Consider the following 23,105-nt stretch of genomic DNA (forward strand, 5'->3'; position numbering starts at 1 on the left):
AGCAGCATGGACGACGCACCTCCGCTCAAGATCCTCTGCATCACCGGCTGGTGCCGCAACGGCAGCACCATCATCGGCAACGTCCTCAACGAGGTCCCCGGGGTCTTCCACGTCGGGGAGCTGCACTTCCTGTGGAAGAACGCCGCGGGCCGGGGGGCGAACGACTCGTGCGGCTGCGGCCTGGCGCTGACCGAGTGCCCCCTGTGGTCGGAGATCCTGCCGCTCGGCCGGCCCGCCGGGGTCTCCGCCGAGGCCCACGCCGCGACCGTCGTCCGCCGGCAGCGCGCCTGCGTCCGGACCCGGCACACCTGGCGCGTGCTCGGCCGGGGGCTGCACGGCGCGGAGATCCGCGAGCACGCCGCCCTGATGACCCGGACCTACCGCGCCGTCGCCGACCTGACGGGCGCGCGGGTGCTGGTGGACAGCACGAAGATCCCCGGCGAGGCCGCCCTGCTGCCGTACCTGGAGGGGGTGACGCCCTACTACGTCCACCTGGTGCGCGACCCCCGGGCGGTCGCCCAGTCGTGGAGCCTGCCCAAGGAGTACTGCTACGTCATGCCCGCCGGCACGAGCACGGCCTACTGGCACGGGTTCAACCTGGCCTCGCAGGCCATCGTCCGGCGCCACCGGGAGCGCTCGGTCTTCCTGCGCTACGAGGAGTTCATCGCCGATCCGGCCGGCACGATCGACATGCTGCTGCGGCTGTGCGGCGAGGACCCGGCCGGCAATCCGGTGCGGGGCCGGACGGTCGATCTGCACACCAACCACACCGTCACCGGCAACCCGGACCGCTTCCGCACCGGCACCACCGTCATCCGGGACCGGGACGACACGTGGCGGACCGCTCTGCCGGTGCGCGCCCGACTGACCGCGGCGGCGCTCTCGTGGCCGCTCTTCCGGCGCTACGGCTACCGCTACGGCGGCACGCTCCGCACCGGGCGGGTCCGGGCCGCGACGCCGTCCGCCGGGAAGCGCTAGCGCCCCCGGGCGGAGAGAGGAGCAGGAGTGGACCTCGGACTCACCGGCAAGGTCGCGCTCGTCGCCGGCGGATCGAGCGGCCTCGGCCTCGCCGCCGCCAGGGAACTGGCGGCGGAGGGCGCGCACGTGGCGATCGGCGCCCGCGACCGCGACCGGCTCGCGACCGCCGAACGCGACCTCAAGGAGGTGGCGCGCGGGCGGGTCGACGCCCGGCGCGTCGACATCACCGATCCGGAGGCGGCGCGCCGCTGGGTCGACGAGGTCGCCGCCGACCTGGGCGCGCTGCACATCGTCCTGGTCAGCGGCGGCGGTCCGCCGATCGGCACGGCCGGGCAGTTCGGCCCCGAGGACTACCGGCAGGCCGTCGACGGGGTGCTCCTGCCCGCGGTCGGCCTGGCCCTGGCGGCGCTGCCGCACCTGCGGGCCGCGGGATGGGGCAGGCTGCTCTTCGTCGCCTCGGAGACCGCGAGCGTCCCCGTCGCCCGGCTGGCGCTCTCCGGCGTGACGCGCGCCGCCATCGTGCGCTTCGCGCAGTCCCTGGCCGCGGAGGTCGGCCGCGACGGCATCACCGTCAACGTGCTGGCGCCCGGGGCGACCCGTACCCCGATGGTGGAGCGCGCGGCGGCGCGGCTCGCCGGGGACGGCGACGTCGAGGCCCCGCTGCGCGCCATGGGCGGCCACAACGCGCTGGGCCGTATCGCCCGCCCCGAGGAGTTCGCCGCCGTCGCGGCCTTCCTCGCCGGCGAACGGGCCTCCTTCGTCACCGGCCAGGTCCACCTGCTCGACGGCGGCGCCTCGGTGAGCGGGACGGAGCTGCCGCACCTGGCGGCGGCGCACAGGGACACCTACACCTGACGACCAGCTGACGACGACCACGACGACCACCACTACCACCACGACGACGACCGCGGCGGCTCCCGGCGGGGAGACCGGCGGGAGAGACGAGAAGGAGCCTGTGATGTCGGTGACCGGCCATGTGTACACGGAGAAGGACGTCAGGGAGTTCTTCGACCGGACCCTGAAGACCTACCTGAGCTTCTGGGACGACGACGGCGTCCTGCACACCGGGTACTTCTCCGGCGACGACGCCGACGACGACTACCGCGCGGCCTCGGAGCGGACGTCGGAGGTGCTGGCGGCGGACGCCGGGATCGACGGCTCGTCCTACGTGCTCGACGTGGGATGCGGCTGCGGCAACTTCATGATCCACCTGGCCCGGCGGTTCGGCTGCCGCGGCGAGGGGCTGGACCTGAGCGAGGAGCGCATCGCGTTCGCCAGGGAGAAGCTGGCCGAGGAGGACCGGCGGGACCCGCTCGACGTCGTCTTCCGCCACGGCTCGGCGACGCGGATGCCCTACGCCGACGACACCTTCACCCACGTCGTCAGCCAGGACGCCCTGTGCCTCGTGCCGGACAAGCCGCGCAGCCACAGCGAGGCCTACCGCGTGCTCAGGCCCGGCGGCGTCTTCGCCTTCTCCGACTTCCTCCAGCCGAAGAAGGAGATCGGCGAGCGCGCCCGCAGGCACGTCTACGACCGCGTGAAGTGGAACGGCGGGTACTCCCTCGTGGGCTACCAGTCGGCCCTGGAGGAGGCGGGCTTCGAGATCGTCCTCGCCCGCAACCTGGAGAGCCACATCCGGCAGACCTACCGCGTGCTCGGCGCGACGGCGCGGGAGCGGGCCGAGACGGCGGCCGACCCCGCGGCCCGGGACTGGATGCTGGCCTTCGCCGAGTCCTGCGCGGAGATCCAGATCGCCATCGACCACGAGGAGTTCGGCTGGGGCATGTTCGTCGCCCGCAAGCGGGACCGGGCCAGGCCGTAGCACCGACCAGACGAGCGAGGAAGCCATGCAGCGGACAGACGGGATCAAGCGGACGATGGCCGAGGTCGTCGCCGAACGCAGCACGCAGATGTCACCGGGCCGGATGTTCGTCGAGGCCTGCGCCGTCAAGGGACTCGAGGCCTCCGTCGAGTACGACGTGACGATCACCGACTCCCTGACGAGCTCGCGGCGCAAGCCGCGCTACCCGGCGCGGAACATGCTGAAGATCGTCGACCTCTCCCGGGACCCGAGGAGGTCCTACTGGCACGAGAGCCCGCCCCGGCCCGGCGACCCGCAGGTCGAGGACGCCGACCTGCGGCGTGAGGCGGCGAGCCGCTTCCACATGTCGCCGGTCCCGGAGCTGCTCCCCACCACCGCCTGGGTCCAGGTCCCGCCCGGTCTGTGGGAGGACCCCGAGACGTTCGAGTCCTTCGTCAACTACCGGCTGATCGTCCGCCTCGGCACGGCCGAGAACCAGACGATCATCCGCGGCGACGCCGGGCTGCTGAACATGCCGGAGATCGCGCGCATCACGTCGAAGGGGCCGTTCGGCTCGACGATCCTCGCGGCGTGCAACGAGGCCGAGCAGATGGGCGGCACGGCCGACGGCCTGATCATCAACCCCGTCGACTACTACACGTTCATGGGCCGGGGCCGCCTGATGGACGACCTGGAGCGCAACGGCGTCTTCATCGTGCGGACGCGCCTGGTCGACCCGGGGACCGCCATCGTCGGCGACTTCGGGCACGGCGCCATGCTGTTCGACGCCGGGCGCTCGGTGATCCGCTTCGCCGAGCCGCCCCCGGGGACCTTCGCCGAACCGGGCATCGCGCTCATGGCGGAGATCTACGAACGCGTCGTGGTCAACCTCCCGACCAACTTCTTCATCGTGAGCCTGTAGGAGGGCGGCGCATGCCGACGATGCCTTTCCCGCCCGCGACGCCCGCGCGGCGCGATCCCGACGTCCTCGTCATCGGCGGGGGCATCGTCGGCCTGTTCTGCGCCTACCACCTGCGCCTCGCCGGGGTCCACGTGACCGTGGTGGAGCGCGGCCCGGTGGGCGGGCCGCTGTCCTGCTCCTACGGCAACACCGGTTTCGTCGGCACCCACGGCGCGGCGCCCCTGGCCGAGCCCGGCGTGCCGGCCCAGGGGCTGCGCTGGCTGCTGGACCCGGAGAGCCCCTTCCACCTCAGGCCGCGCTGGGACGCCGAGCTGCTCCGCTGGCTGTGGACCTTCCGCCGCGCCTGCAACGAGCGGGACGCGCGGGCCGCCTTCGGCGTGCTGATCGACATGAAGAAGCGCAGCCTCGACATCCTGCGCGGGCTCTGCGCGTCCGGCGACCTGGCCCCCGCCTTCAGGGAGCAGGGCATGGTGCTGGCGTTCAAGACGGCGCAGGGACTGGAGAAGGCGAGCCGGGCCGTGCCCCAGGCGGTCGCCGGCGGTGTGCCGCTGCGCGTCCTCGAACCGGCGGAGCTGCGCGCGCTCGAACCGGAGGTCGAATTCGACATCTGCGGCGCCCTGTACAACGAGGAGGGCGCCTACCTGCGCGTCCCCGACTTCGTCGTCGGGTTCGCCCGGACGCTGCGCGGCATGGGCGTCGAGATCCACGAGGAGGCCGAGGTCACCGGATTCGAGCGCGCCGGCCGGAGGGTCGCGCGGGTACGGACGACCCGCGGGGACTTCACCCCCGGCGAGGTGGTCATCGCCGCCGGAACGTGGTCGGCGCAGTGCGCCCGCGAACTGGGCGTCGGGCTCAGGCTCCAGCCCGCCAAGGGCTACTCCGTCACCGTCCGGGCGCCGCGCAACGCGCCCCGGCGGCCGCTCATGCTGGGCGAGGGGAAGATCGCGATCGCGCCGCTCGGCGACCGGCTCCGCTTCGGCGGCGTCCTGGAGCTGTCCGGCCTGGACGCCGCGGTCCCCCGCCGCCGGGTGGACGGCATCCTGCGGACCGTCCAGGCCTACCTGCCCGGCCTGGAGCGGACCGAGACCGTCGAGACCTGGAGCGGCTTCCGCCCCTGCACCCCCGACAGCATCCCCTTCCTGGGCCGCGCCGACGCCTACCGCAACCTCTCCGTCGCCTGCGGCCACGGGCACATCGGGATGGGCCTGGCCCCGGCCGGCGGCCGGCTGCTCGCCCAGATCGTCACCGGAGAGCGGCCCGACACCGACCCCTGGCCCTTCCGCCTCTCCCGGTACGGCGGGCGGTCCTCCCGCCGGCTCCGGCGGCGCGACGCGGCGGTCCGGTAGACGCGCCCGCCGAAAGGGCGGCGGGCCCACGGAGAGAAGGAGCGGAGACCATGGAGAACCGCGCGGAGCGCGCAGGGGAGGCCGTGATCGGCGTCCTCGGCCTCGACACCTCGTTCACCAAGATCCCGGGGCACATCCGCAACCCGGCGACCTTCGACTTCCCCGTCATCTACACCGTGGTGAAGGAGGCGACCCCGGAGCTGCTGGTGAACCGGGCCGATCCGGGCCTGCTCGGACCGTTCGTCCGCGGGGCCAGGGAACTGGAGGCGCGGGGCGCCGCGGCGATCACCGGCGCCTGCGGTTTCCTCGCCGTCTTCCAGCGGGAGCTGGCCGACGCGGTCGGGGTCCCGCTCTACTCCTCCAGCCTGATCCAGCTGCCCATGGTCCACCGGATGATCCGGTCGGACCGGAAGGTCGGGCTGCTGGTCGCCCGGGCGCCCTCCCTGACGGCGCGCCACCTGGAGGCGGTCGGAGCCGGGCACGTACCGGTCTGCGTCGCCGGGATGGAGGAGCAGCCGGAGTTCTGCGAGGTCATGCTCGAAGGGCGGCGCTCCGAGCTCGACGTCGGCCGCCTGGAGCGCGAGGTGCTCGGCCGGGCCGAGCACCTCGCGCGGGAGAACCCCGACCTGGGGGCGCTCGTCATCGAGTGCACCGACCTGGTGCCCTTCGCGCACGCGATCCAGGAACGCCTCGGCGTGCCGGTCTTCGACATCGTGACGCTCACGGAGACCGTCCACCGCGGCCTGACGCGCCGCCCCTTCACCGGCCGCGGGGCGGCCTGACCGCGCCGGGCCCGGCGCGGCCGGGCCGCCCCGCTCACGCCGGCCGGGCCGCCCCGGGGACCAGCAGCGCCACCGACTCGACGTGGTGGGTCATCGGGAAGGCGTCGAAGGCGCGCAGCCCGGCCAGGCGGTAGCCGCGCTCGGCGAACCAGGCCAGGTCGCGGGCGAGCGTGGCGGGGTCGCAGGAGACGTAGACGATCCGGGAGGCCTCCAGGCCGGCGACGCGGTCGACGACCTCCCTGCCCAGGCCCGCCCGGGGCGGGTCGACGACGACCAGGTCGGCCTTCTCGATGCGGTGGCGGTCCAGGGCGCTCTCCACGTACCCCCGGGCGAAGCGCGCCTGCGGCAGGTCGCGCAGGTTGCGCTCGGCGTCGCGGACGGCGACGGTCTCGGACTCGACGCCGAACACCGCCCCGTCGGGACCGACCGCCTCCGCCAGACCGGCGGCGAACAGGCCGACGCCGCAGTAGAGGTCGAGGGCCCATTCTCCCGGCTTCGGGTCGGCGAACTCCATGACGACCGCGTTCAGGGTGGCGGCGGCGCTCGGGTGGACCTGCCAGAAACCGCTGCCGGTGATGCGGAACGCGCGGTCGCCGACCTTCTCCGTCAGGTGGCCCGGCCCGTGGACCGACCGGGAGCGGCCCTTGCCCTCGTCGACGAAGACGGCCACGCTCTCGTCGAGGTCGGGCACGGCCACCGTACGGCGCGGCCTGGGCGCCACCACGACGGCCTGGTCCCCCGTGGAGGAGGCGATGACCTCGACCGAGGAGGCGCCCCGCCAGTTCATCACCTCGGCGCCGACGTTCTCCACCTCGGGGTGGGCGATCAGGCAGGCGTCCACGTGCTGGATGTCGTGGGAGCGGTGGCGGCGCAGGCCGAGCACGCCGTCGCGGTCCGCGGCGAACTGCACGCGGGTGCGCCAGCCCAGGCCGTCGGGGGCGCCCGGGACCTCCTCGACGCTCCCCGTCCACTCGATCCCGGCCAGCCGGCGCAGCTGCTCGGCCACCACGTCGGTCTTCAGCCGGCGCTGCGCCTCCAGGGAGGCGTGCTGCCAGTCGCAGCCGCCGCAGCGGCCGGGACCGGCGAAGGGGCAGGGCGGGACCACCCGGTCGGGGGAGGCGTCGAGGACCTCCACGGCGTCGGCCCGCAGGAACCGGGCCGTCTCCTCGGTGACCTCGGCGAGCACGCGCTCGCCGGGCAGGGCGTGCCGGACGAAGACCACCCGGCCCTCGTGGCGGGCCACGCACCAGCCGCCGTGCGCCACCGGTCCCACCGTCAGTTCGATCGCCGTCGTCCCCATGTCCCCGTCCCGTCCGTCCTCGTGGAGCCTCCCCTGCGTCGCAGAGCCATCCGCAAGGTTATGCCGTACCGTCGTCGTGCCGGGCCGCCTTGCGCCGGGGCCGGCGCACCGCACCGGCCGCGAAGGGCTCGGGGCGGGCCTTGAGCCGGTCGGAGGAGTGCAGCTGCCAGGGCACGCTGATGACCATCACGCCGGGCTGGAAGAGCAGGCGGCCCTTGAGCCGCAGCGCGCTCTGGTTGTGCAGGATGTGCTCCCACCAGCTGCCGACGACGTACTCGGGGATGTAGACGCTCACCACGTCCCGCGGGGAGCGCCGGCGCCGCGAGCGCACGTACTCCAGGATCGGCCGGGTGATCTCGCGGTAGGGCGAGTCGAGCGTCTTCAGCGGCACCGGGATGCCCCGCCGCTCCCACTCCTCCTGCAGCGCGCGGGCCTCCGCGCCCTCCACCCCCACGGTGACCGCCTCCAGCGTCGAGGGCCGGGTGGCGCGGGCGTAGGCGAGGGCGCGCAGGGTCGGCTTGTGGATCTTGGAGACGAGCACGACCGCGTGGTTGCGCGCCGGCAGCATCGACTCGTCGAGCTGGGAGTCCTCGTCGACGGCCAGCTCCCGGGCCACCTTCTCGTAGTGGCGGTGGATGCCCTTCATCATCGCGAACAGCACCGGCATCGCCACGCAGACGATCCACGCTCCGTGGGTGAACTTGGTCAGCAGCACGACCACCAGCACCAGGCCGGTCATGACGCCGCCGAAGAAGTTGATCATCCGCGAGCGCTGCATGTGCAGCCGGGCCTTCAGCTCGGTCTGCGTCCGCATCTCCCGGGTCCAGTGCCGGACCATGCCGATCTGGCTGAGGGTGAAGGAGACGAAGACCCCGACGATGTAGAGGTTCAGCAGGCGGCTGACGTCGGCCTGGAAGCCCCACAGCAGCAGGCAGGCCCCGGCCGCCAGGATGAGGATGCCGTTGGAGAAGGCCAGCCGGTCGCCCCGGGTGTGCAGCTGGCGGGGCAGGAAGCGGTCCTGGGCGAGGATCGAGCCGAGCACCGGGAAGCCGTTGAAGGCGGTGTTCGCGGCCAGGAACAGGATCAGCGCGGTGACCCCGGAGATGGCGAAGAACAGCGGCGAACCGCTGCCGAAGACCGCCTCGGACACCTGCGCGATGATCGGCTGCTGGTGGTAGTCGAACCCCGCCGGGTGGCCGTTGATGATCACGTCGCGGTGGGCGTAGGCGGGTTCGGCGACCTTGACCCCGGAGGCCAGTCCCAGCGTGATGATGCCGGTGAACATGGTCACCGAGATCACGCCCATCATCAGCAGCGTCCTGGCCGCGTTGCGGCTCTTGGGCTTGCGGAAGGCGGGCACGCCGTTGCTGATCGCCTCGACGCCGGTCAGCGCGGCGCAGCCGGAGGAGAACGCGCGCAGGATCAGGAAGGCCGCGGCGAAGGAGGTGAGGTTGGTCTGCTCGGCGACGATCTGGTAGCCCGCGGTGGGCGCGCGCAGCTCGTCGCCGAGGACGAACAGCCGGAAGAAGCCGTAGCCCACCATGACGAAGACCGCCGCCATGAACGCGTAGGTGGGGACGGCGAAGGCCACGCCGGACTCGCGGATGCCGCGCAGGTTCACCAGCGTGAGCACGGCGACGATGAGGATCGCGACCAGCGGTTTGTGCGTCGCGACGTACGGGATCGTCGCGCCGACGTAGTCGACGCCGTTGGCCACCGAGACCGCGACCGTCAGGACGTAGTCGACCATGAGCGCGCTGGCGACGGTGAGGCCCGCGTTCCGGCCGAGGTTGACGGTGGCCACCTCGTAGTCGCCGCCCCCGCTGGGGTAGGCGTGCACGTTCTGCCGGTAGGAGGCGACGACCGTCAGCATCACCACCACCACGCCGCCCGCGACCCAGGGGCTGAAGTTGTAGAACGACAGGCCGGCCAAGGAGAGGATGACGAGGATCTCCTGCGGGGCGTAGGCCACCGAGGAGAGCGCGTCGCTGGCGAAGACCGGCAACGCGATACGCTTGGGCAGCAGTTGCTCGTGCAACTGCGTACTGCGCAGTGCACGCCCGATGAACAGGCGTTTAGTTAGGTCCGTCGCTTTCGGCACGTCTGACGATGCTAGCCCCCTCCGGCTCCCTCCCCTCACGCGACGCCCCCGGAGCGGGCCATACTGGCGGGGTACACCGGAGACGAGATCCGCCTCGAGCCGATCGGCGGGGGAGCATGCATATTGTGATCATGGGGTGCGGCCGGGTGGGCTCCACCCTGGCGCACATCCTGGAGGACGGCGGCCACTCGGTCGCGATCATCGACCGGGACCCGCAGGCGTTCCGCCGCCTGCGGGCCGGGTTCCGCGGGCGGCGGGTCACCGGGATCGGTTTCGACCGCGACGTCCTGGAGGAGGCCGGCATCGAGTCGGCCGGCGCCTACGTGGCGGTGAGCAGCGGCGACAACTCCAACGTCATCTCCGCCCGGGTCGCGCGCGAGACGTTCGGCGTCGACAACGTGGTGGCCCGCATCTACGACTCCCGCCGGGCCGAGGTCTACCAGCGGCTGGGCATCCCCACCGTCGCCACGGTCCGCTGGACCGCCGACCAGATCCTCCGCCGGGTGCTGCCCGAGGGCGCCGAGCCGCTCTGGCGCGACCCCACCGGGACGATCGTGCTGGCCGAGGTGGCCTACCACCCCGGCTGGGTCGGCACCCGGACCAGGGACCTGGAGGAGGCCGCCGGGACCCGCCTGGCGTTCGTCAACCGCATGGGCGAGACCCTGCTGCCCCGGCACGACTCCATGGTCCAGGAGGGCGACATCCTGCACGTCATGGCGGCCGGAAGCGACATGGACCGCATCAACAAGGTGCTGTCCGCCGCGCCGGAGGAGGAGCACTGATGCGTGTCACCATCGCGGGCGCCGGGGCCGTCGGCCGCTCCATCGCCGCCGAGCTCCTGGAGAACGGCCACCAGGTCCTGCTCATCGACGTCGACCCGAAGGCCATCAAGATCGACTCGGTGCCGCGGGCGGAGTGGCTGCTCGCCGACGCCTGCGAGATCTCCGCCCTGGACGAGGCGGGGCTGTCCGACTGCCACGTCGTCGTCGCCGCCAGCGGGGACGACAAGGTCAACCTCGTCGTCTCGCTCCTGGCCAAGACCGAGTACGGCGTGCCGCGCGTGGTCGCCCGGATCAACCACCCGAAGAACGAGTGGCTGTTCAACGAGTCCTGGGGCGTGGACGTCGCCGTCTCCACCCCGCGCCTGCTCAGCGCGCTGGTCGAGGAGGCGGTGAGCGTCGGCGACCTGGTCCGCCTGATGACCTTCCGCCAGGGCCAGGCCAACCTGGTCGAGCTGACCCTTCCCGAGGACGCCCCGGTGGTCGGCCAGCGCGCCGGCTCGGTGCCGTGGCCGGCCGACACCGCCCTGGTCGCGATCCTGCGCGAGGGCCGGGTGCTGGTCCCCAGCGCCGACGACCCGCTGGAGGCCGGCGACGAGCTGATGTTCGTGGCCAGCCAGGAGGTCGAGGAGGAACTGGCCCGGCTCCTGTCCCGCCACTGAGCGCCGTACGGCCCGCCCTCGCCCTTTCGGCGGGAGCGGGCCGGGAGGGCCGCCGGTCAGGAGGCCGCAGGCCGGACCGGGGTGCGCCCGCGGGCCAGCAGCCACACCATGGCGCCCAGGGCGGCGATCTGCAGCGGCCAGCCCATCACGATCTTGAGGATCCCCAGCTCGGCCACCGCGTCGTTCCCGCCGATCAGGTAGACCGGCCCCTGCACGGCCACCCGGACCACGCACGGGATCATCAGCAGCCAGGTGAGGCGGGAGCAGAGCCTCACGACGGCCGGGTCGCCGCGCCAGGCCGTCGGGTCGCCGGTGACCGAGCCGATCAGGAAGCCGACCACCGGCCAGCGGGTGACGATCGAGATCAGCATCGCCACGGCGTAGCCCGCGTTGTAGAGGATGCCGGGCAGGTAGACGTCCTTGGCCTCACCGGTGCGGGAGGCGAAGAACCAGCCGATGCCGATGCCGATCAGGCTGTTGATCACGTACTGCGGGGTGGAGCGCTGGACCAGCCGGGCCGCCAGCAGGACCACCGCGGTGGAGGCGCTGACGACCAGCGAGAGCTGCAGCCGGGACGTGACGACCCACATCACGGTGAAGACGGCGGTCGGCACGGCCGCCTCGACCACGCCCCGGATCCCGCCGAACGCCTTGGCGAGCTGGGACCGGATCGCGGCCTCCACCGTGTCGTGCGCCGCCTGCTCGGTGGTGGTCATCTGCTCTTCCATTGCTTTCCCACTCGCCGGTTCCGGGCTCATCTGTCCCCTTACGCCCCGCCCGTAGGCCGGAGCTCGTACCGCGGGTTGAACATCACCTTCCGGCCGTCCTGCAGACTGACCAGTCCTTCGGCCAGCACCATCCGGCCCGGCTCGATGCCCGCGATCCTCCGGCGGCCGAGCCAGATCAGGTCGATCACGTCCGAGCCGTCGTAGAGTTCCGCCTCGAGCGCGGGCGCGCCGCCCCGCGGCCGGAGGGTCACCGTCCGCAGTGTACCCGTCACGCAGAACCGGCGGCGGCCGGCACACGCCGCGATGGGCGTCGCGCCCACCTCCCGGTCGAGCTCCTGGCGCAGCTCGTCCGCCTCCAGCTCGGACCGACTCGTCGTCAGCCGCCGGAGGAAGCCCCGTAATCCGCCCTGTCTGAGCGGCTCCTGCGAACTCACGCCTTCTCCTTAACCCGCATATCGCCTCAGGGTACGCGACCCGCCCCGCCGGGGAAGTGCCGCGGACCGCCGGCGGTCCGGCGCACGGACGCCGCCGGACCGTCAGCGGAGTTCGGCGATCTCCGGGCCGCGCTTGAACGGGTTGAGGTCGGGCGCCTCCGCCTGCCGGTCCATCGCCTGCCGGGCCTCGGGGGGCAGGCGCAGCTCGATCGACTCGTGCGGGGGCATGGGCTCGTCGCCGCGGACCACCACGATGTCCCGTACGACGTCCTCCAGGATCCCGGCGGCCTCGGCGTCCAGCGCGGCGCGCCCGCTGATCGCCGCCCGCAGGAACCAGCGCGGCCCGTCGACCCCGAGGTAGCGGACCGGCTGCGGGCCGCCCTCACCCGGCACCTTCGCGGCCAGCTCGGCGCCGAACGGCCCCTGCCGCTCCTCGGCCGTGCCTCCGGCGCTCTTGACCGCAGCGGCCAGCTCGGCCCGGACGTCGTCCCAGATGCCGTTCCGCTTGGGCGCCGCGAACGCCTGCACCTGCAGCGCGCTCTCCCCCGCGAGCACGACCGCGCCCACGATGCGGTCGCCGGCCAGGTTCAGCTGGATCTCGAACCCGGGCCCGACCGGCACCCGCAGCCCGCCGAGGTCGACCCGCTCCCGCTCGGGGTGCGGCTCCGCGGAGTCCCACGGGCCTGACTCGCGGACCGGCTCCCGGGCGGCCTCCTCGACGGCGGCGGCCGGGGTCTCCTCGCGACGGCGACGTCCGAACATCTTCCTCACGCTCCTTGGAATGTCAGCGGCCGCTGAGACGTCAGCGGCCCGTGGACCCGAACCCGCCGGCGCCGCGCGCCGATCCGGGCAACCGGTCCACCTCGTAGAACGCGGCCCGCTCCACCTTCTGCACGACGAGCTGCGCGATCCGGTCCCCCCGGCGCAGCCGTACCGCGCTCTTGGCGTCGGTGTTGAGCAGCGTCACCCTGATCTCGCCCCGGTAGCCCGCGTCGACGGTGCCCGGCGCGTTCACGATCGTCACGCCGTGCTCGGCGGCCAGGCCGGAGCGCGGGTGGACGAACGCGGCGTAGCCGTCGGGCAGGGCGATCGCCACTCCGGTGCCCACGGTGGCCCGCTCGCCGGGGAGCAGGTCGACGTCCTGCGCGGTGTGCAGGTCCGCCCCGGCGTCGCCCGGATGCGCGTAGGACGGCGGCGGCAGCCCGGCGTCGAGCCGGTGGATCAGCACCTCGACCTGGTGGGTCACGGATTCACCTCGTACTCATGGTGCGCGGCGAGGACGGCCCGGGCATCGCCGTGCTCGGCGGAGTGCTCCACGCCGGCCTCGATGAGGAGGGCGGCGGCGCGTACGGCGACCGGACCCTCCGGGGCGCCGATCCGTCCCTCCGCCTCACGATATGCCTTCCGGCCGGACGTACCGGTGCACCGGGCGCGCAGGTGCGGCGTGGTGTCCCCGGGGAAGCGCGGTCCCACCGGGGAACGGTGCCGGGCGGCCGGTCTCCGGCCGCGCGGGGAGCCGGGCGGGGGCGCCCCGGGGAACGGCCCCGGCGGCGTCGCACCGGGCGGAGGAGCGGTGAGGGCGGAACGGGTCACGGGGGAGAACGTTACCCGCTGGACTGCGGCGGCCCGTCATCCGCGGGCGAGCCGGGCCCGCGGCGCGCGGGCTCCGCTGCGTCCGGCGCCGGCGCCGGCACCGCGGCGTCCTGCACCGGTCCCGGCACCGCGGCGTCCTGCACCGGTCCCGGCACCGCGGCGTCCGGCGCCGGTCCCGGCACCGCGGCGTCCGGCGCCGGTCCCGGCACCGCGGCGGTCTGTACCGGTCCCGGCACCGCGGCGGACGGCGGATGCGGCGCGGCCGGCGGCAGGGCCGCCGGTGCGCCCCTCATGAGTTCGGGCACGGCCCGGTAGACGACCGCGGCGATCGGCACGGCCACCGCGGCGCCGGCGATGCCCGCGATGATGCCGCCGACCGCCAGGACCAGGATGATGGCCAGCGGGTGGAAGTTCACCGCCCGGCCGACGATCAGCGGCTGCAGCACGTGGTTCTCCAGCTGCTGCTCGACCAGCAGGATGCCGAGGAAGACCAGGGCGTAGATCGGGCCCTGGGCGCCGAGGGTCACCAGGGTGGCGACGGCCCCGGCGAAGAAGATGCCGACGATCGGGATGAAGCTCGCCAGGAAGATGAGCACGGCCAGCGGCGCCCAGAGCGGCACCCCCATCCCGGCCAGCACGATGCCCATGATGACGCCGTGCACCGCCGCGACCGCCACGGTCCCCTGGACGTAGTGGGAGAGCGTCACCCAGGCGGCCCGCCCGGCCCGGTCCACCCGGGGCGCGGCCGAGCCGAACGCCCGCAGGAACCAGGCCCAGATCCGGTCGCCGTCCTTCAGCAGGAAGAAGGTGACGAACAGCATCAGGACGAGCGAGGCGAGGACCTCCAGGGCGACGGTGGCGCCGGTGAGGACCGTGGTCGTGATCATCGCGCGCTGCACGTTGATCAGCTCGGTGAGCTGTCCGACCCAGTCGGAGAGCTGGTTCGGCTGCACGTGCAGCGGGCCGGTGTAGAGCCAGTTCTCCACCGTCCTGGCGGTCGCCTGCACCTGGTCGAGCAGGCGGGGGAACTCCTCGTTGGCCCGCACCCCGATGATCCATCCGGTGCCGCCCAGCACCGCGAGCGCGATCAGCATGGTGGTCCACGTGGCGTAGATCGGCCGCATGCCCATCAGCCGGAGCCTGCGGGTGATCGGGAAGAGCAGCGCGGTGAGCAGCAGCGCGATGGCCACCGGCAGCATGACGATGTGCAGGGTGCCCACGAACGAGGCCGCGTAGAAGACCGCCCAGCCGATGATGATCAGGCACAGGCTCCACACGGCCAGGCGGAGCAGCGTACGGGGCACCAGCTGCGTCAGACGTTCCCGGTCGGAGATCACGGGTTCCAGACTGGCACGCTCCGCCCGCGAACGCGCGGGGTTATCGCCCAGCGAGGAATCCGGGGACCGGAACGGCGGGGAGCGGCCGACCGGAACGGCGGGGGGCGACCGGAACGGCGGGGGCCGCCGACCGGAACGGCGGGGGCCGACCGGCCGGGCCGGCCCCCGCCCGCGGGATCCGGGTCAGCGCTCCCCCGGCGGCCCGGAGATCACCCGGTCCTCGAGGTAGCAGCTGCAACTGCCGCATCCTGGCGTCATCTCTGTCCTCCCTCACCTGTCGTGGTTCGACCGTACGCCGGGAACGGCCGGCGGGAAGGACGCGGGGAGGACAGAGTCGCGTGCCGCCGGGTGCGCCCCGCCGTCAGGCCAGGGCCACCTCCACGGTGAGCTCGCCCTCGCCGGGCTCCAGGACGAACTCCTCGACGGCTCCGGCGCCGCACAGGTCGTCCTGCGCCCGCCGCAGGAGCCCGGCCCCGGCGCCGCGGACGGTCAGCCGGGAGACCTCGGCGCGCATGGACCGCTTGGCGTCGGACTTGGCCCGGCGGACCCGGCCCAGGACGCCCGCCACGGCCGGGAGCAGCTCCGGATCCCCGCCGAGGGCGGCGGGCTCGGGCCAGGCGGCCCGGTGGACCGAGCCCTCCCGCCACCACGACCAGACCTCCTCGGTGACGAACGGCAGGAACGGCGCGAACAGCCGGAGCACGACGTCCAGCGCCTCGCGCAGCGCCGCGTGGGCCGAGCGGGAGGCCGCCCCGCCGGAGTGCCCGGGATCCCCGCCGTAGGCCCTGGCCTTGACCAGTTCCAGGTAGTCGTCGCAGAACTCCCAGAAGAACCGCTCGGTCCGCTCCAGGGCCCGGGCGTAGTCGAACGCCTCGAACGCCTCGGTGGCCTCGCGGACCACCTCGTCCAGCCGGGCCAGCATGGACAGGTCCAGCGGCTCGGTCACCTCGGCGGCCCGGGTCTGCGCGTCCGCCTCGCCGAAGCCCAGGACGAACCGCGAGGCGTTCAGGATCTTGATCGCCAGACGGCGTCCGACCTTGATCTGACCGGTGTCGAAGGCCGTGTCGGTGCCGGGACGGCCGCCGGCCGCCCAGTAGCGGACCGCGTCGGACCCGTACTCCTCCAGCAGGTGCATCGGCGTGACGACGTTGCCCTTGGACTTGGACATCTTCTTGCGGTCGGGGTCCAGGATCCAGCCGGACAGGGCGGCGTTGCGCCAGGGCGGCACGCCGTGCTCCAGGTGGGAGCGGACCACGGTGGAGAACAGCCAGGTCCGGATGATGTCGTGGCCCTGCGGGCGCAGGTCCATCGGGAAGACCCGCCGGAACAGGTCGTCGTCCCGCTCCCAGCCGGCGGCGATCTGCGGGGTCAGCGAGGAGGTGGCCCAGGTGTCCATGACGTCGGGGTCGGCGGCGAAGCCGTGCGGCTTGCCGCGCTGCTCCTCGGTGTAGCCGGGCGGCACGTCGGCGGCCGGGTCGATCGGGAGCACGGACTCGTCCGGGACGATCGGCGCGGAGTGGTCGGGCTCGCCGTCCGCGTCCAGCGGGTACCAGACCGGGATCGGCACGCCGAAGAAGCGCTGCCGGGAGATCAGCCAGTCGCCCGCCAGGCCCTCGACCCAGTTGTCGTAGCGGGCCTTCATGTGCGGCGGGTGCCAGGCCAGTTCCGCGCCCCGGGCCAGCATCGCCTCGCGCAGCCCGCGCTCGCGCCCGCCGTTGCGGATGTACCACTGGCGGGTGGTGACGATCTCCAGGGGCTTGTCGCCCTTCTCGAAGAACTTCACCGCCCGCTTCACCGGCCTCGGCGCGCCCTCCATCTCGCCGGAGGCCCGCAGCAGCTCCGCGATCCGCTCCCGGGCGGAGTGCACGGTCTTGCCGGCCAGCTCGCCGTACGGCCCGGCGGGCACGCCCTGCGGCGGCTCGGGCAGCATCCGGCCGTCCCAGCCGATCACCGCCCGGGTGGGCAGGTCCAGCTCGCGCCACCAGACGACGTCGGTGACGTCGCCGAAGGTGCAGATCATCGCGATGCCGGAGCCCTTGTCGGGCTCGGCGAGGCGGTGGGCGAGCACCGGCACCTCGACCCCGAACAGCGGGGTGCGGACCGTGGTGCCGAAGAGCGGCGTGTAGCGCTCGTCGTCCGGGTGGGCGACCAGGGCGACGCAGGCCGGGATCAGCTCGGGCCGGGTCGTCTCGATCCAGACCCGCTCCCCCGACGGCGCGGTGAAGGCGATCCGGTGGAACGCGCCGGGGTGCTCGCGGTCCTCCAGCTCGGCCTGGGCCACCGCGGTGCGGAAGGTGACGTCCCAGAGCGTGGGCGCCTCGGCCAGGTACGCCTCGCCGCGGGCGAGGTTGCGCAGGAACGCGCGCTGGGAGGCCGCCCGCGCGCGGCCGTCGATGGTGGCGTAGGCCAGCGACCAGTCGACCGACAGGCCCAGCCGCCGCCACAGCTCCTCGAAGGCCTTCTCGTCGGCGAGGGTGAGCTTCTCGCACAGCTCGATGAAGTTGCGGCGGCTGATCGGGACCTGCTGCCGGCCGGGCTCGGCCGGGGGCCGGAAGTCCGGGTCGTAGGGGACGGACGGGTCGCAGCGCACGCCGAAGTGGTTCTGCACGCGCCGCTCGGTGGGCAGGCCGTTGTCGTCCCAGCCCATCGGGTAGAAGACCTCGCGGCCGCGCATGCGCTGGAAGCGGGCGACCGTGTCGGTGTGGGTGTAGGAGAAGACGTGGCCGACGTGGAGGGATCCGGAGACCGTCGGCGGCGGGGTGTCGATCGAGAAGACCTCGTCCCGCGTGCGCGAGCGGTCGAAGCGGTAGGTGCCCTCGGCATCCCAGCGGCCCGCCCATACGGACTCCAGGCCGGCGAGAGTCGGTTTCTCGGGCATGGGCGCACGGCGCGATCGCTGGTTCGTCATGCCGCCCAATGGTACGGCTTCACCTGATCCGCCGCCGAAGGAGACTAGTGTTCGTTATCCGAGGGGAATCATCGGGTACGGCGCCGCCGTCGAGGAGGAGGAGCACTGTGACCGACGAGAAGGAGAAGCAGGACCTGGCGTGGAAGGCCGTCGGCGGCCTGGTGGGGTTCGCCACGGCCTGGGCGGCCAAGAAGGTCCTAGGGATCGCCTGGGAGAAGACCACGGGCAGAAAGCCCCCGGCGGACCACGACTCCCTCGACGTCGGTCTCGCCGAGGCGATCGGCTACGCCGTGGTGATGGGCGTGGGCATGCAGGTGGCGCAGATCGTGGCGGCCCGCACCGCCAGGAGGCGCTACGACGCCTGGCGGGCGCTGAAGGACGCCGCCCGCGACGTCGTCGACTGAGGGACCCGCCGAGGGCCGGCCCGGGGCCGGCCCTCGTGCTCAGGCCTCCAGGGCCGTGAGGAACTCCTTGGCCCAGTGGTCCACGTCGTAGGTGGCCACCCGGCGGCGCAGCGACCTCATCCGCCGCGACAGGTCGTGCGGCGTGGCCCGCATGGCCGCCAGCATCGTCCGCTTGAGCCCGTCGACGTCGTAGGGGTTCACCATGAACGCCTGGCGGAGCTCGTCGGCCGCCCCGGCGAACTCGCTGAGCACCAGCGCTCCGCGCAGGTCGTTGCGGCAGGCGATGTACTCCTTGGCGACCAGGTTCATCCCGTCGCGCAGCGGCGTCACCACCATCACGTCCGCCGCCAGGTACAGCGCGGCCAGCTCGTCGCGCCCGTAGGACTGGTGCAGGTACTGGACCGGCTGCTGGCCCAGGTCCCCCTGCTCGCCGTTGATCCGGCCGACCTGCAGCTCGATCGAGTCGCGCAGCCGGATGTACTCCTCGACCCGCTCGCGGCTGGGCGTCGCGATCTGCACGAAGGCCGCCTCGCCCTGCTTGACCGCGCCTTCGGCGAGCAGCTCGCCGAAGGCCTTCAGCCGCTGGCCGATGCCCTTGGTGTAGTCGAGGCGGTCCACGCCCAGCAGGACGTGCTCGGGCTCGCCCAGCTCCGCGCGGATCTCCCCGGCCCGGGCGATGATGTGCGGCTCGCGGACCAGGGAGTCGAGTTCGCCGAAGTCCACGGAGATGGGGAACGCCCCGGCCCGCACCGTCCGGCCGTCCTCGGTGTAGATCTCGTGCTTCTGGTGGGACATGCCCAGCATGCGCCGGCAGAGCCGGACGAAGTTGGACGCCCCGCCGGGCCGCTGGAAGCCGACGAGGTCGGCGCCGAGCAGGCCCTCCAGGATCTCCCGCCGCCAGGGGAGCTGCTGGAAGAGCTCGCCGGGCGGGAACGGGATGTGCAGGAAGAAGCCGATGCGCAGGTCGGGGCGGAGCCTGCGGAGCATCGCGGGGACCAGCTGGAGCTGGTAGTCCTGCACCCAGACCACCGCGCCGGGCGCGGCGGCCTCGGCGGCCGCCCGGGCGAAGCGCTCGTTGACCGTGCGGTAGGCGTCCCACAGGACCCGGGAGTAGACGGGTGTGGCGACCACGTCGTGGTAGAGCGGCCAGAGGGTGGCGTTGGAGAAGCCCTCGTAGTAGAGCTCGACCTCCTGGTGCGACAGCGGCACCGGGATCAGGTGCATGCCGTCGTGGTCGAAGGGGTCGAGCCGCTCGTCGGGGGCGCCGTGCCAGCCGATCCAGGCACCCTCTCTGCGCTGCAGCACGGGGGCGATCGCGGTGACCAGTCCACCGGGGCTGCGCCGCCACATGTCGTCTCCGACCCGGTCGACGGGGAGACGGTTGGCGACGATCAGGAACGAGCTCGTGCTCGTCACAAAATCCTCCAGATAGTTGGCTTACTCCAGCAACTACCCCATTTAGGTGATTTTATGACTTTCCGGACGGTAGAGCACGGTGGCGGCGCAGGTCGTCACGGACCGTGACCGCCAGCTTCCTGGTGGCCGCCCGGTTGAGCGCGCCGCCCGCCACGGCCCCGGTCAGGAAGGGGCCGAACGTGGTGAGGTGCCGCCCGAGCGTGCGCATCAGCCGGTTGCGCAGCGCGGTCTTGGCGGCCGTGCCCAGGGCGATGGTGACGGAGGCGGGGGTCAGCGGGTCCACGCCGCGCTGCTTGGACCAGGCCGTCACGAACGCGACGGCCCGCTGCGCGCCGGTGCCGGGGACCTGCACGCCGTACACCTCGTGGAGTTCGGCGATGAGCTTGACCTCGATCGCGGCGACCACGAGGGTCTCGGCCACGAGCTGGGCGGGGGCGGAGAGCAGCAGGGGCGGGGCGGCGAACTCGGCGGCCGCGAGGGCTCCGCCGATCGCGCCGACCGCCATGGTGGCCTTGGCCGCGGTGCGGGCGAGGTCGTCGGCGAGCTCTTCCGCGACGAGCCCGTGGTGGTGCGCGGAGAGGGTGGCCAGGTCGCGGACGGGGATGCGGGGCGCCACGGCCATGAAGACGTCCGCGAGCCAGCGGCCCCGGCCCGTCCCGGACGCCTTGGCCTTCCGTGCGCCGTCGGCGAGCGCCGCCGTCAGACGGCCGAGCAGCCGCCGCCGCTCGGCTCCGTCCATCGCACCGGGCTCGGCGAGCCTGCCGACGAGCTCGGCGACCTCGTGCTCCGGTGCGCCGGCCGGCTCCCCGGCCGTGGAGCCGGCCGACCCGGCACCGGTCTGTTCGTTCTCCGACGTCATGTCGCGGAACCTCCTCAAGGCTGTCCTCGGTCGCGGCCCTCTACCCCTGGGCGAGGGGACACACCTTCGGACAGGCCGTCGGAACGGTCGTCAGGCCGCGCACTCCCGGCAGATCTGCTGGCCGTTCCTCTCGACGGCGAGCTGGCTGCGGTGATGCACCAGGAAGCAACGCGCGCAGGTGAACTCGTCGGCCTGACGAGGGATCACCCGGAGCGAGAGCTCCTCGTTCGACAGGTCGGCACCCGGCAACTCGAGCGACTCGGCGAGGTCGGTCTCGTCGATGTCGATGCTGCCCGAGGACTTGTCGGTACGGCGCGCCTGCAGTTCCTGAAGACTGTCCTCGTTGAGGTCGTCGTCGGTCTTGCGTGGGCTGTCGTAGTCGGTAGCCATCGGTCTGCTCCATCCCCCTCATCTATGTGTCTGCGCTCGCTTGCGCGTTGTAACGTACGAGAGGTCCGTCTTGTGCCCGAACCGACGGAGAGATTCCTACGTGGGTACCCCGCCGGAATGGTCGCTGAACCTCCTCACACGCGAGGGACCCGCCACCAATGGGCATGGTTAGCCAAATATGGCGTAAACCACAGCATTGGCAGCATGCACCACCGTGTTCGACGGCACATCCAACCACATGTACGGCGCGAGCGAGACGCCCCCCGCCGGATCAACGCGGCTGAAGTCTCACGGTCACCACGAGACCGCCCCCGTCCCGGGGGACGGCGGCCACGTTGCCCCCGTGAGCCCGCACGACCGCTCGGACGATGGACAACCCCAGTCCCGCCCCCTTGGCCGAATCGACCCGGTCGGCGTTGAGCCGCCGGAACGGCTCGAACAGGCTGTTCACCTCGTACGCGGGGACGTGCGGCCCCGTATTGGCCACCTGAACAACCAACGCGCCTTCCACCATTCCCGTTCGCACCCAGACTTTTCCGGATTCCGGGAGATTGTGCTTGATGGCGTTTTCCACCAGGTTGGCCACGCACCGTTCGAGGAGCACCGGATCGCCGACGGTCTCGGCCGTTCTCAGCTCGGCGACGACCGTGATGCCGGATTCCTCCGCACGCGGCGCGAGCTGCTCCACCGCGGTCTCGGCCACCTCCTTGACGTCCACCGGCTTGCGCACGCTCAGCTCGCGCTCGCTGCGGGCGAGCAGGAGCAGTCCTTCGATGAGACGCTCGTTGCGGGCGTTGACCTCCAGGAGGGTGCGGCCCAGCGCCTTGAGGTCCGCCGACGCCTCGGGATCGCCCAGCGCGATCTCCAGGACGGTCCGGTTGATCGTCAGCGGGGTGCGCAGCTCGTGCGAGGCGTTGGCCACGAACCGGCGCTGGGTGTCGAACGCCACGTTGAGCCGGGTCAGCATGGCGTCGAAGGTGTCGGCCAGCTCCTTGAGCTCGTCGTTGGGGCCCTTGAGGCCGATGCGCTCGTGGGCGAGGGTGGAGTCGGAGAGCGTGCGGGCGGTGGCGGTCATCTTCTGGATGGGCTTGAGCGCCCGGTCCGCGACGACGTACCCGATGATCAGCGCGAGGATGCCGACCCCGACCAGGGCCAGCAGGGACCTGGTCAGCATGTGCTTCTGGGCGACGTAGATCGCGCCGTTGCGGTGCTCGGCCCACCACCGTTTGGCGATCCACTCCTCGCCGGGCTGGTAGATGAGGCTGTCGTCGGCCGAGGGCCACGCCACGCTGATGGACTGGGCGACCATCACGTACATCACGAACAGCAGCAGCGCGCCCGCCACGAAGAACAGCGCGCCGTAGGTGAGCGTGAGCCGCCATCGGACGCTGACCCGGTCGGTGACGGTCTTCACCCGGTGCAGGAGGGGGACCCGTACCGGCGAGGCCCCCACCGGGGGCGGCCCGTCCCAGGCGGGCGGACCGCTCGGCGGCGGCGGAGTCCCGGCCCGACGGCCGGCGGCCACCGCCTGCGGGGTCCCGCGTGCCCCGCGCTCGGAGTGCGGGCTGATCATCGGGTGGGTCGGCACGGCCTGGCCGATCTCCTCCGCCGGCCGCCCCCGGTCCTGCGCCGGCCGCTCATCCGGAGCCCCGCTCACGACATCCCCCGTCCCCGCCGCGCACCGGCACGCGGTTCGCAGCACCCGCTCACAGCCGGTATCCGACCCCGGGCACCGTCTCGATCACCTGCGGCTCGCCCAGCTTCTTCCGCAGGGTCATCATGGTCACCCGCACCACGTTGGTGAACGGGTCGATGTTCTCGTCCCAGGCCTTGTCCAGCAGGTCCTCCTGGCTGACGACCGCGCCCTCGGCGCGCATCAGCTCCTCCAGGACCGCGAACTCCTTCTTGGTCAGGGCGACCTCCACGCCGTCCCTGGTCACCAGCCGCTTGCCCGGGTCCAGCCGGATCCCCGAGCGCTCCAGCACCGGCGGGAGCGCCGGGGCCGAGCGGCGGCCGAGCGCCCTGACCCGGGCGACCAGCTCGATGAAGACGAACGGCTTGGCCAGGTAGTCGTCGGCGCCCAGCCCCAGTCCCTCCACCTTGTCGTCGACGTCGCCCGAGGCGGTCAGCATCAGGATCCGGGAGGCGGTCCGCTCCGCCACCAGGCGGCGGCAGACCTCGTCGCCGTGGACCTTGGGCAGGTCCCGGTCCAGCACGATCACGTCGTAGTCGATGTAGCCCGTCCGCTCCAGCGCGCCGGCGCCGTCGTAGGCGACGTCCACGGCCATGGCCTCGCGCCGGAGCCCGGTCGCGATCGCGTCCGCGAGCACCCGCTCGTCCTCAACCACAAGCACCCGCACGGCCT

The 23,105-nt window shown here is 72.8% G+C and carries 23 protein-coding genes; 9 read left to right on the forward strand and 14 right to left on the reverse strand.

What is annotated here, in order from left to right:
- Positions 1 to 6 precede the first annotated feature (6 nt).
- The 6 genes from HS045_RS28640 to HS045_RS28665 all read left to right on the forward strand — a co-directional run bounded on the left by HS045_RS28640 (position 7) and on the right by HS045_RS28665 (position 5,829).
- Positions 7 to 978 carry a sulfotransferase gene (locus HS045_RS28640; RefSeq protein WP_196454633.1) on the forward strand — a complete coding sequence of 324 codons (972 nt, stop codon included), beginning with the start codon at positions 7 to 9 and terminating at the stop codon, positions 976 to 978.
- Positions 979 to 1,005: 27 nt separating this feature from the next.
- Entirely contained in the window at positions 1,006 to 1,833 is an 828-nt protein-coding gene (locus HS045_RS28645; RefSeq protein WP_196454634.1) for an SDR family NAD(P)-dependent oxidoreductase, read from the forward strand.
- A 103-nt stretch (positions 1,834 to 1,936) separates the two neighbouring features.
- Positions 1,937 to 2,800 (forward strand): class I SAM-dependent methyltransferase, encoded by an 864-nt coding sequence (locus HS045_RS28650; RefSeq protein ID WP_196454635.1) that lies wholly within the window; start codon positions 1,937 to 1,939, stop codon positions 2,798 to 2,800.
- A gap of 25 nt (positions 2,801 to 2,825) precedes the next feature.
- Positions 2,826 to 3,701, forward strand: a complete 876-nt coding sequence (locus HS045_RS28655; RefSeq protein WP_196454636.1) for a family 3 encapsulin nanocompartment shell protein — start codon at positions 2,826 to 2,828, stop codon at positions 3,699 to 3,701.
- An 11-nt stretch (positions 3,702 to 3,712) separates the two neighbouring features.
- On the forward strand, positions 3,713 to 5,047 hold the full coding sequence (locus HS045_RS28660) for an FAD-binding oxidoreductase (RefSeq protein ID WP_196454637.1): 1,335 nt from the start codon (positions 3,713 to 3,715) through the stop codon (positions 5,045 to 5,047).
- Positions 5,048 to 5,097: 50 nt separating this feature from the next.
- Positions 5,098 to 5,829: an aspartate/glutamate racemase family protein gene (locus HS045_RS28665; protein WP_196454638.1), complete on the forward strand. Its 732-nt coding sequence runs from the start codon at positions 5,098 to 5,100 to the stop codon at positions 5,827 to 5,829.
- A gap of 34 nt (positions 5,830 to 5,863) precedes the next feature.
- Here the strand turns inward: HS045_RS28665 and HS045_RS28670 are convergent, their stop codons facing one another.
- Both HS045_RS28670 and HS045_RS28675 read right to left on the reverse strand, forming a co-directional pair.
- On the reverse strand, positions 5,864 to 7,129 hold the full coding sequence (locus HS045_RS28670) for a class I SAM-dependent RNA methyltransferase (protein WP_196454639.1): 1,266 nt from the start codon (positions 7,127 to 7,129) through the stop codon (positions 5,864 to 5,866).
- Positions 7,130 to 7,187: 58 nt separating this feature from the next.
- Positions 7,188 to 9,230, reverse strand: a complete 2,043-nt coding sequence (locus HS045_RS28675; protein ID WP_196454640.1) for an APC family permease — start codon at positions 9,228 to 9,230, stop codon at positions 7,188 to 7,190.
- A 116-nt stretch (positions 9,231 to 9,346) separates the two neighbouring features.
- On the opposite strand from HS045_RS28675, the gene HS045_RS28680 reads away from it, so the two are divergent.
- Positions 9,347 to 10,012, forward strand: a complete 666-nt coding sequence (locus HS045_RS28680; protein ID WP_196454641.1) for a TrkA family potassium uptake protein — start codon at positions 9,347 to 9,349, stop codon at positions 10,010 to 10,012.
- On the forward strand, positions 10,012 to 10,671 hold the full coding sequence (locus tag HS045_RS28685) for a TrkA family potassium uptake protein (RefSeq protein WP_196454642.1): 660 nt from the start codon (positions 10,012 to 10,014) through the stop codon (positions 10,669 to 10,671). Before HS045_RS28680 ends, HS045_RS28685 begins: the two co-directional genes overlap by 1 nt.
- A 56-nt stretch (positions 10,672 to 10,727) precedes the next feature.
- On the opposite strand, the gene HS045_RS28690 is transcribed toward HS045_RS28685, so the two are convergent.
- From HS045_RS28690 to valS, 7 genes are all read right to left on the reverse strand, one after another.
- Entirely contained in the window at positions 10,728 to 11,387 is a 660-nt protein-coding gene (locus tag HS045_RS28690) for a DUF3159 domain-containing protein (protein WP_196454643.1), read from the reverse strand.
- Between the two features lie 50 nt (positions 11,388 to 11,437).
- Positions 11,438 to 11,833 (reverse strand): OB-fold nucleic acid binding domain-containing protein, encoded by a 396-nt coding sequence (locus HS045_RS28695; RefSeq protein ID WP_196454644.1) that lies wholly within the window; start codon positions 11,831 to 11,833, stop codon positions 11,438 to 11,440.
- A 102-nt stretch (positions 11,834 to 11,935) separates the two neighbouring features.
- Positions 11,936 to 12,595 carry a DUF3710 domain-containing protein gene (locus tag HS045_RS28700; RefSeq protein ID WP_196454645.1) on the reverse strand — a complete coding sequence of 220 codons (660 nt, stop codon included), beginning with the start codon at positions 12,593 to 12,595 and terminating at the stop codon, positions 11,936 to 11,938.
- Positions 12,596 to 12,635: 40 nt separating this feature from the next.
- Positions 12,636 to 13,079, reverse strand: coding sequence for a dUTP diphosphatase (gene dut, locus HS045_RS28705; RefSeq protein ID WP_196454646.1), 444 nt, complete (start codon positions 13,077 to 13,079; stop codon positions 12,636 to 12,638).
- Positions 13,076 to 13,306 carry a hypothetical protein gene (locus tag HS045_RS28710; protein ID WP_230885015.1) on the reverse strand — a complete coding sequence of 77 codons (231 nt, stop codon included), beginning with the start codon at positions 13,304 to 13,306 and terminating at the stop codon, positions 13,076 to 13,078. Before HS045_RS28710 ends, dut begins: the two co-directional genes overlap by 4 nt.
- Before the next feature lie 131 nt (positions 13,307 to 13,437).
- Positions 13,438 to 14,763 (reverse strand): AI-2E family transporter, encoded by a 1,326-nt coding sequence (locus HS045_RS28715; protein ID WP_196454648.1) that lies wholly within the window; start codon positions 14,761 to 14,763, stop codon positions 13,438 to 13,440.
- Between the two features lie 361 nt (positions 14,764 to 15,124).
- Positions 15,125 to 17,671, reverse strand: a complete 2,547-nt coding sequence (gene valS, locus HS045_RS28720; RefSeq protein ID WP_196454649.1) for a valine--tRNA ligase — start codon at positions 17,669 to 17,671, stop codon at positions 15,125 to 15,127.
- 107 nt (positions 17,672 to 17,778) lie between these two features.
- Here valS and HS045_RS28725 point away from each other — a divergent pair, with 107 nt between their 5' ends.
- A complete protein-coding gene (locus tag HS045_RS28725) occupies positions 17,779 to 18,075 on the forward strand; it encodes a DUF4235 domain-containing protein (protein ID WP_196454650.1) in 297 nt (98 codons plus the stop codon).
- Positions 18,076 to 18,114: 39 nt separating this feature from the next.
- On the opposite strand, the gene HS045_RS28730 is transcribed toward HS045_RS28725, so the two are convergent.
- The 5 genes from HS045_RS28730 to HS045_RS28750 all read right to left on the reverse strand — a co-directional run bounded on the left by HS045_RS28730 (position 18,115) and on the right by HS045_RS28750 (position 23,100).
- Positions 18,115 to 19,491 (reverse strand): trehalose-6-phosphate synthase, encoded by a 1,377-nt coding sequence (locus HS045_RS28730; protein ID WP_196454651.1) that lies wholly within the window; start codon positions 19,489 to 19,491, stop codon positions 18,115 to 18,117.
- A 52-nt stretch (positions 19,492 to 19,543) separates the two neighbouring features.
- Positions 19,544 to 20,350, reverse strand: a complete 807-nt coding sequence (locus HS045_RS28735; protein ID WP_196454652.1) for a hypothetical protein — start codon at positions 20,348 to 20,350, stop codon at positions 19,544 to 19,546.
- 90 nt (positions 20,351 to 20,440) lie between these two features.
- Positions 20,441 to 20,740 (reverse strand): DUF4193 domain-containing protein, encoded by a 300-nt coding sequence (locus HS045_RS28740; protein WP_012893211.1) that lies wholly within the window; start codon positions 20,738 to 20,740, stop codon positions 20,441 to 20,443.
- A gap of 271 nt (positions 20,741 to 21,011) precedes the next feature.
- The gene (locus tag HS045_RS28745) at positions 21,012 to 22,313 is read right to left on the reverse strand and encodes a HAMP domain-containing sensor histidine kinase (protein ID WP_196454829.1); all 1,302 of its coding nucleotides are present in this window, start codon (positions 22,311 to 22,313) and stop codon (positions 21,012 to 21,014) included.
- Between the two features lie 133 nt (positions 22,314 to 22,446).
- Entirely contained in the window at positions 22,447 to 23,100 is a 654-nt protein-coding gene (locus tag HS045_RS28750; protein ID WP_196454830.1) for a response regulator transcription factor, read from the reverse strand.
- Between the last annotated feature and the right edge of the window lie 5 nt (positions 23,101 to 23,105).

The sequence above is a fragment of the Planomonospora sp. ID82291 genome, assembly GCF_015711645.1.
GTDB lineage: Bacteria > Actinomycetota > Actinomycetes > Streptosporangiales > Streptosporangiaceae > Planomonospora.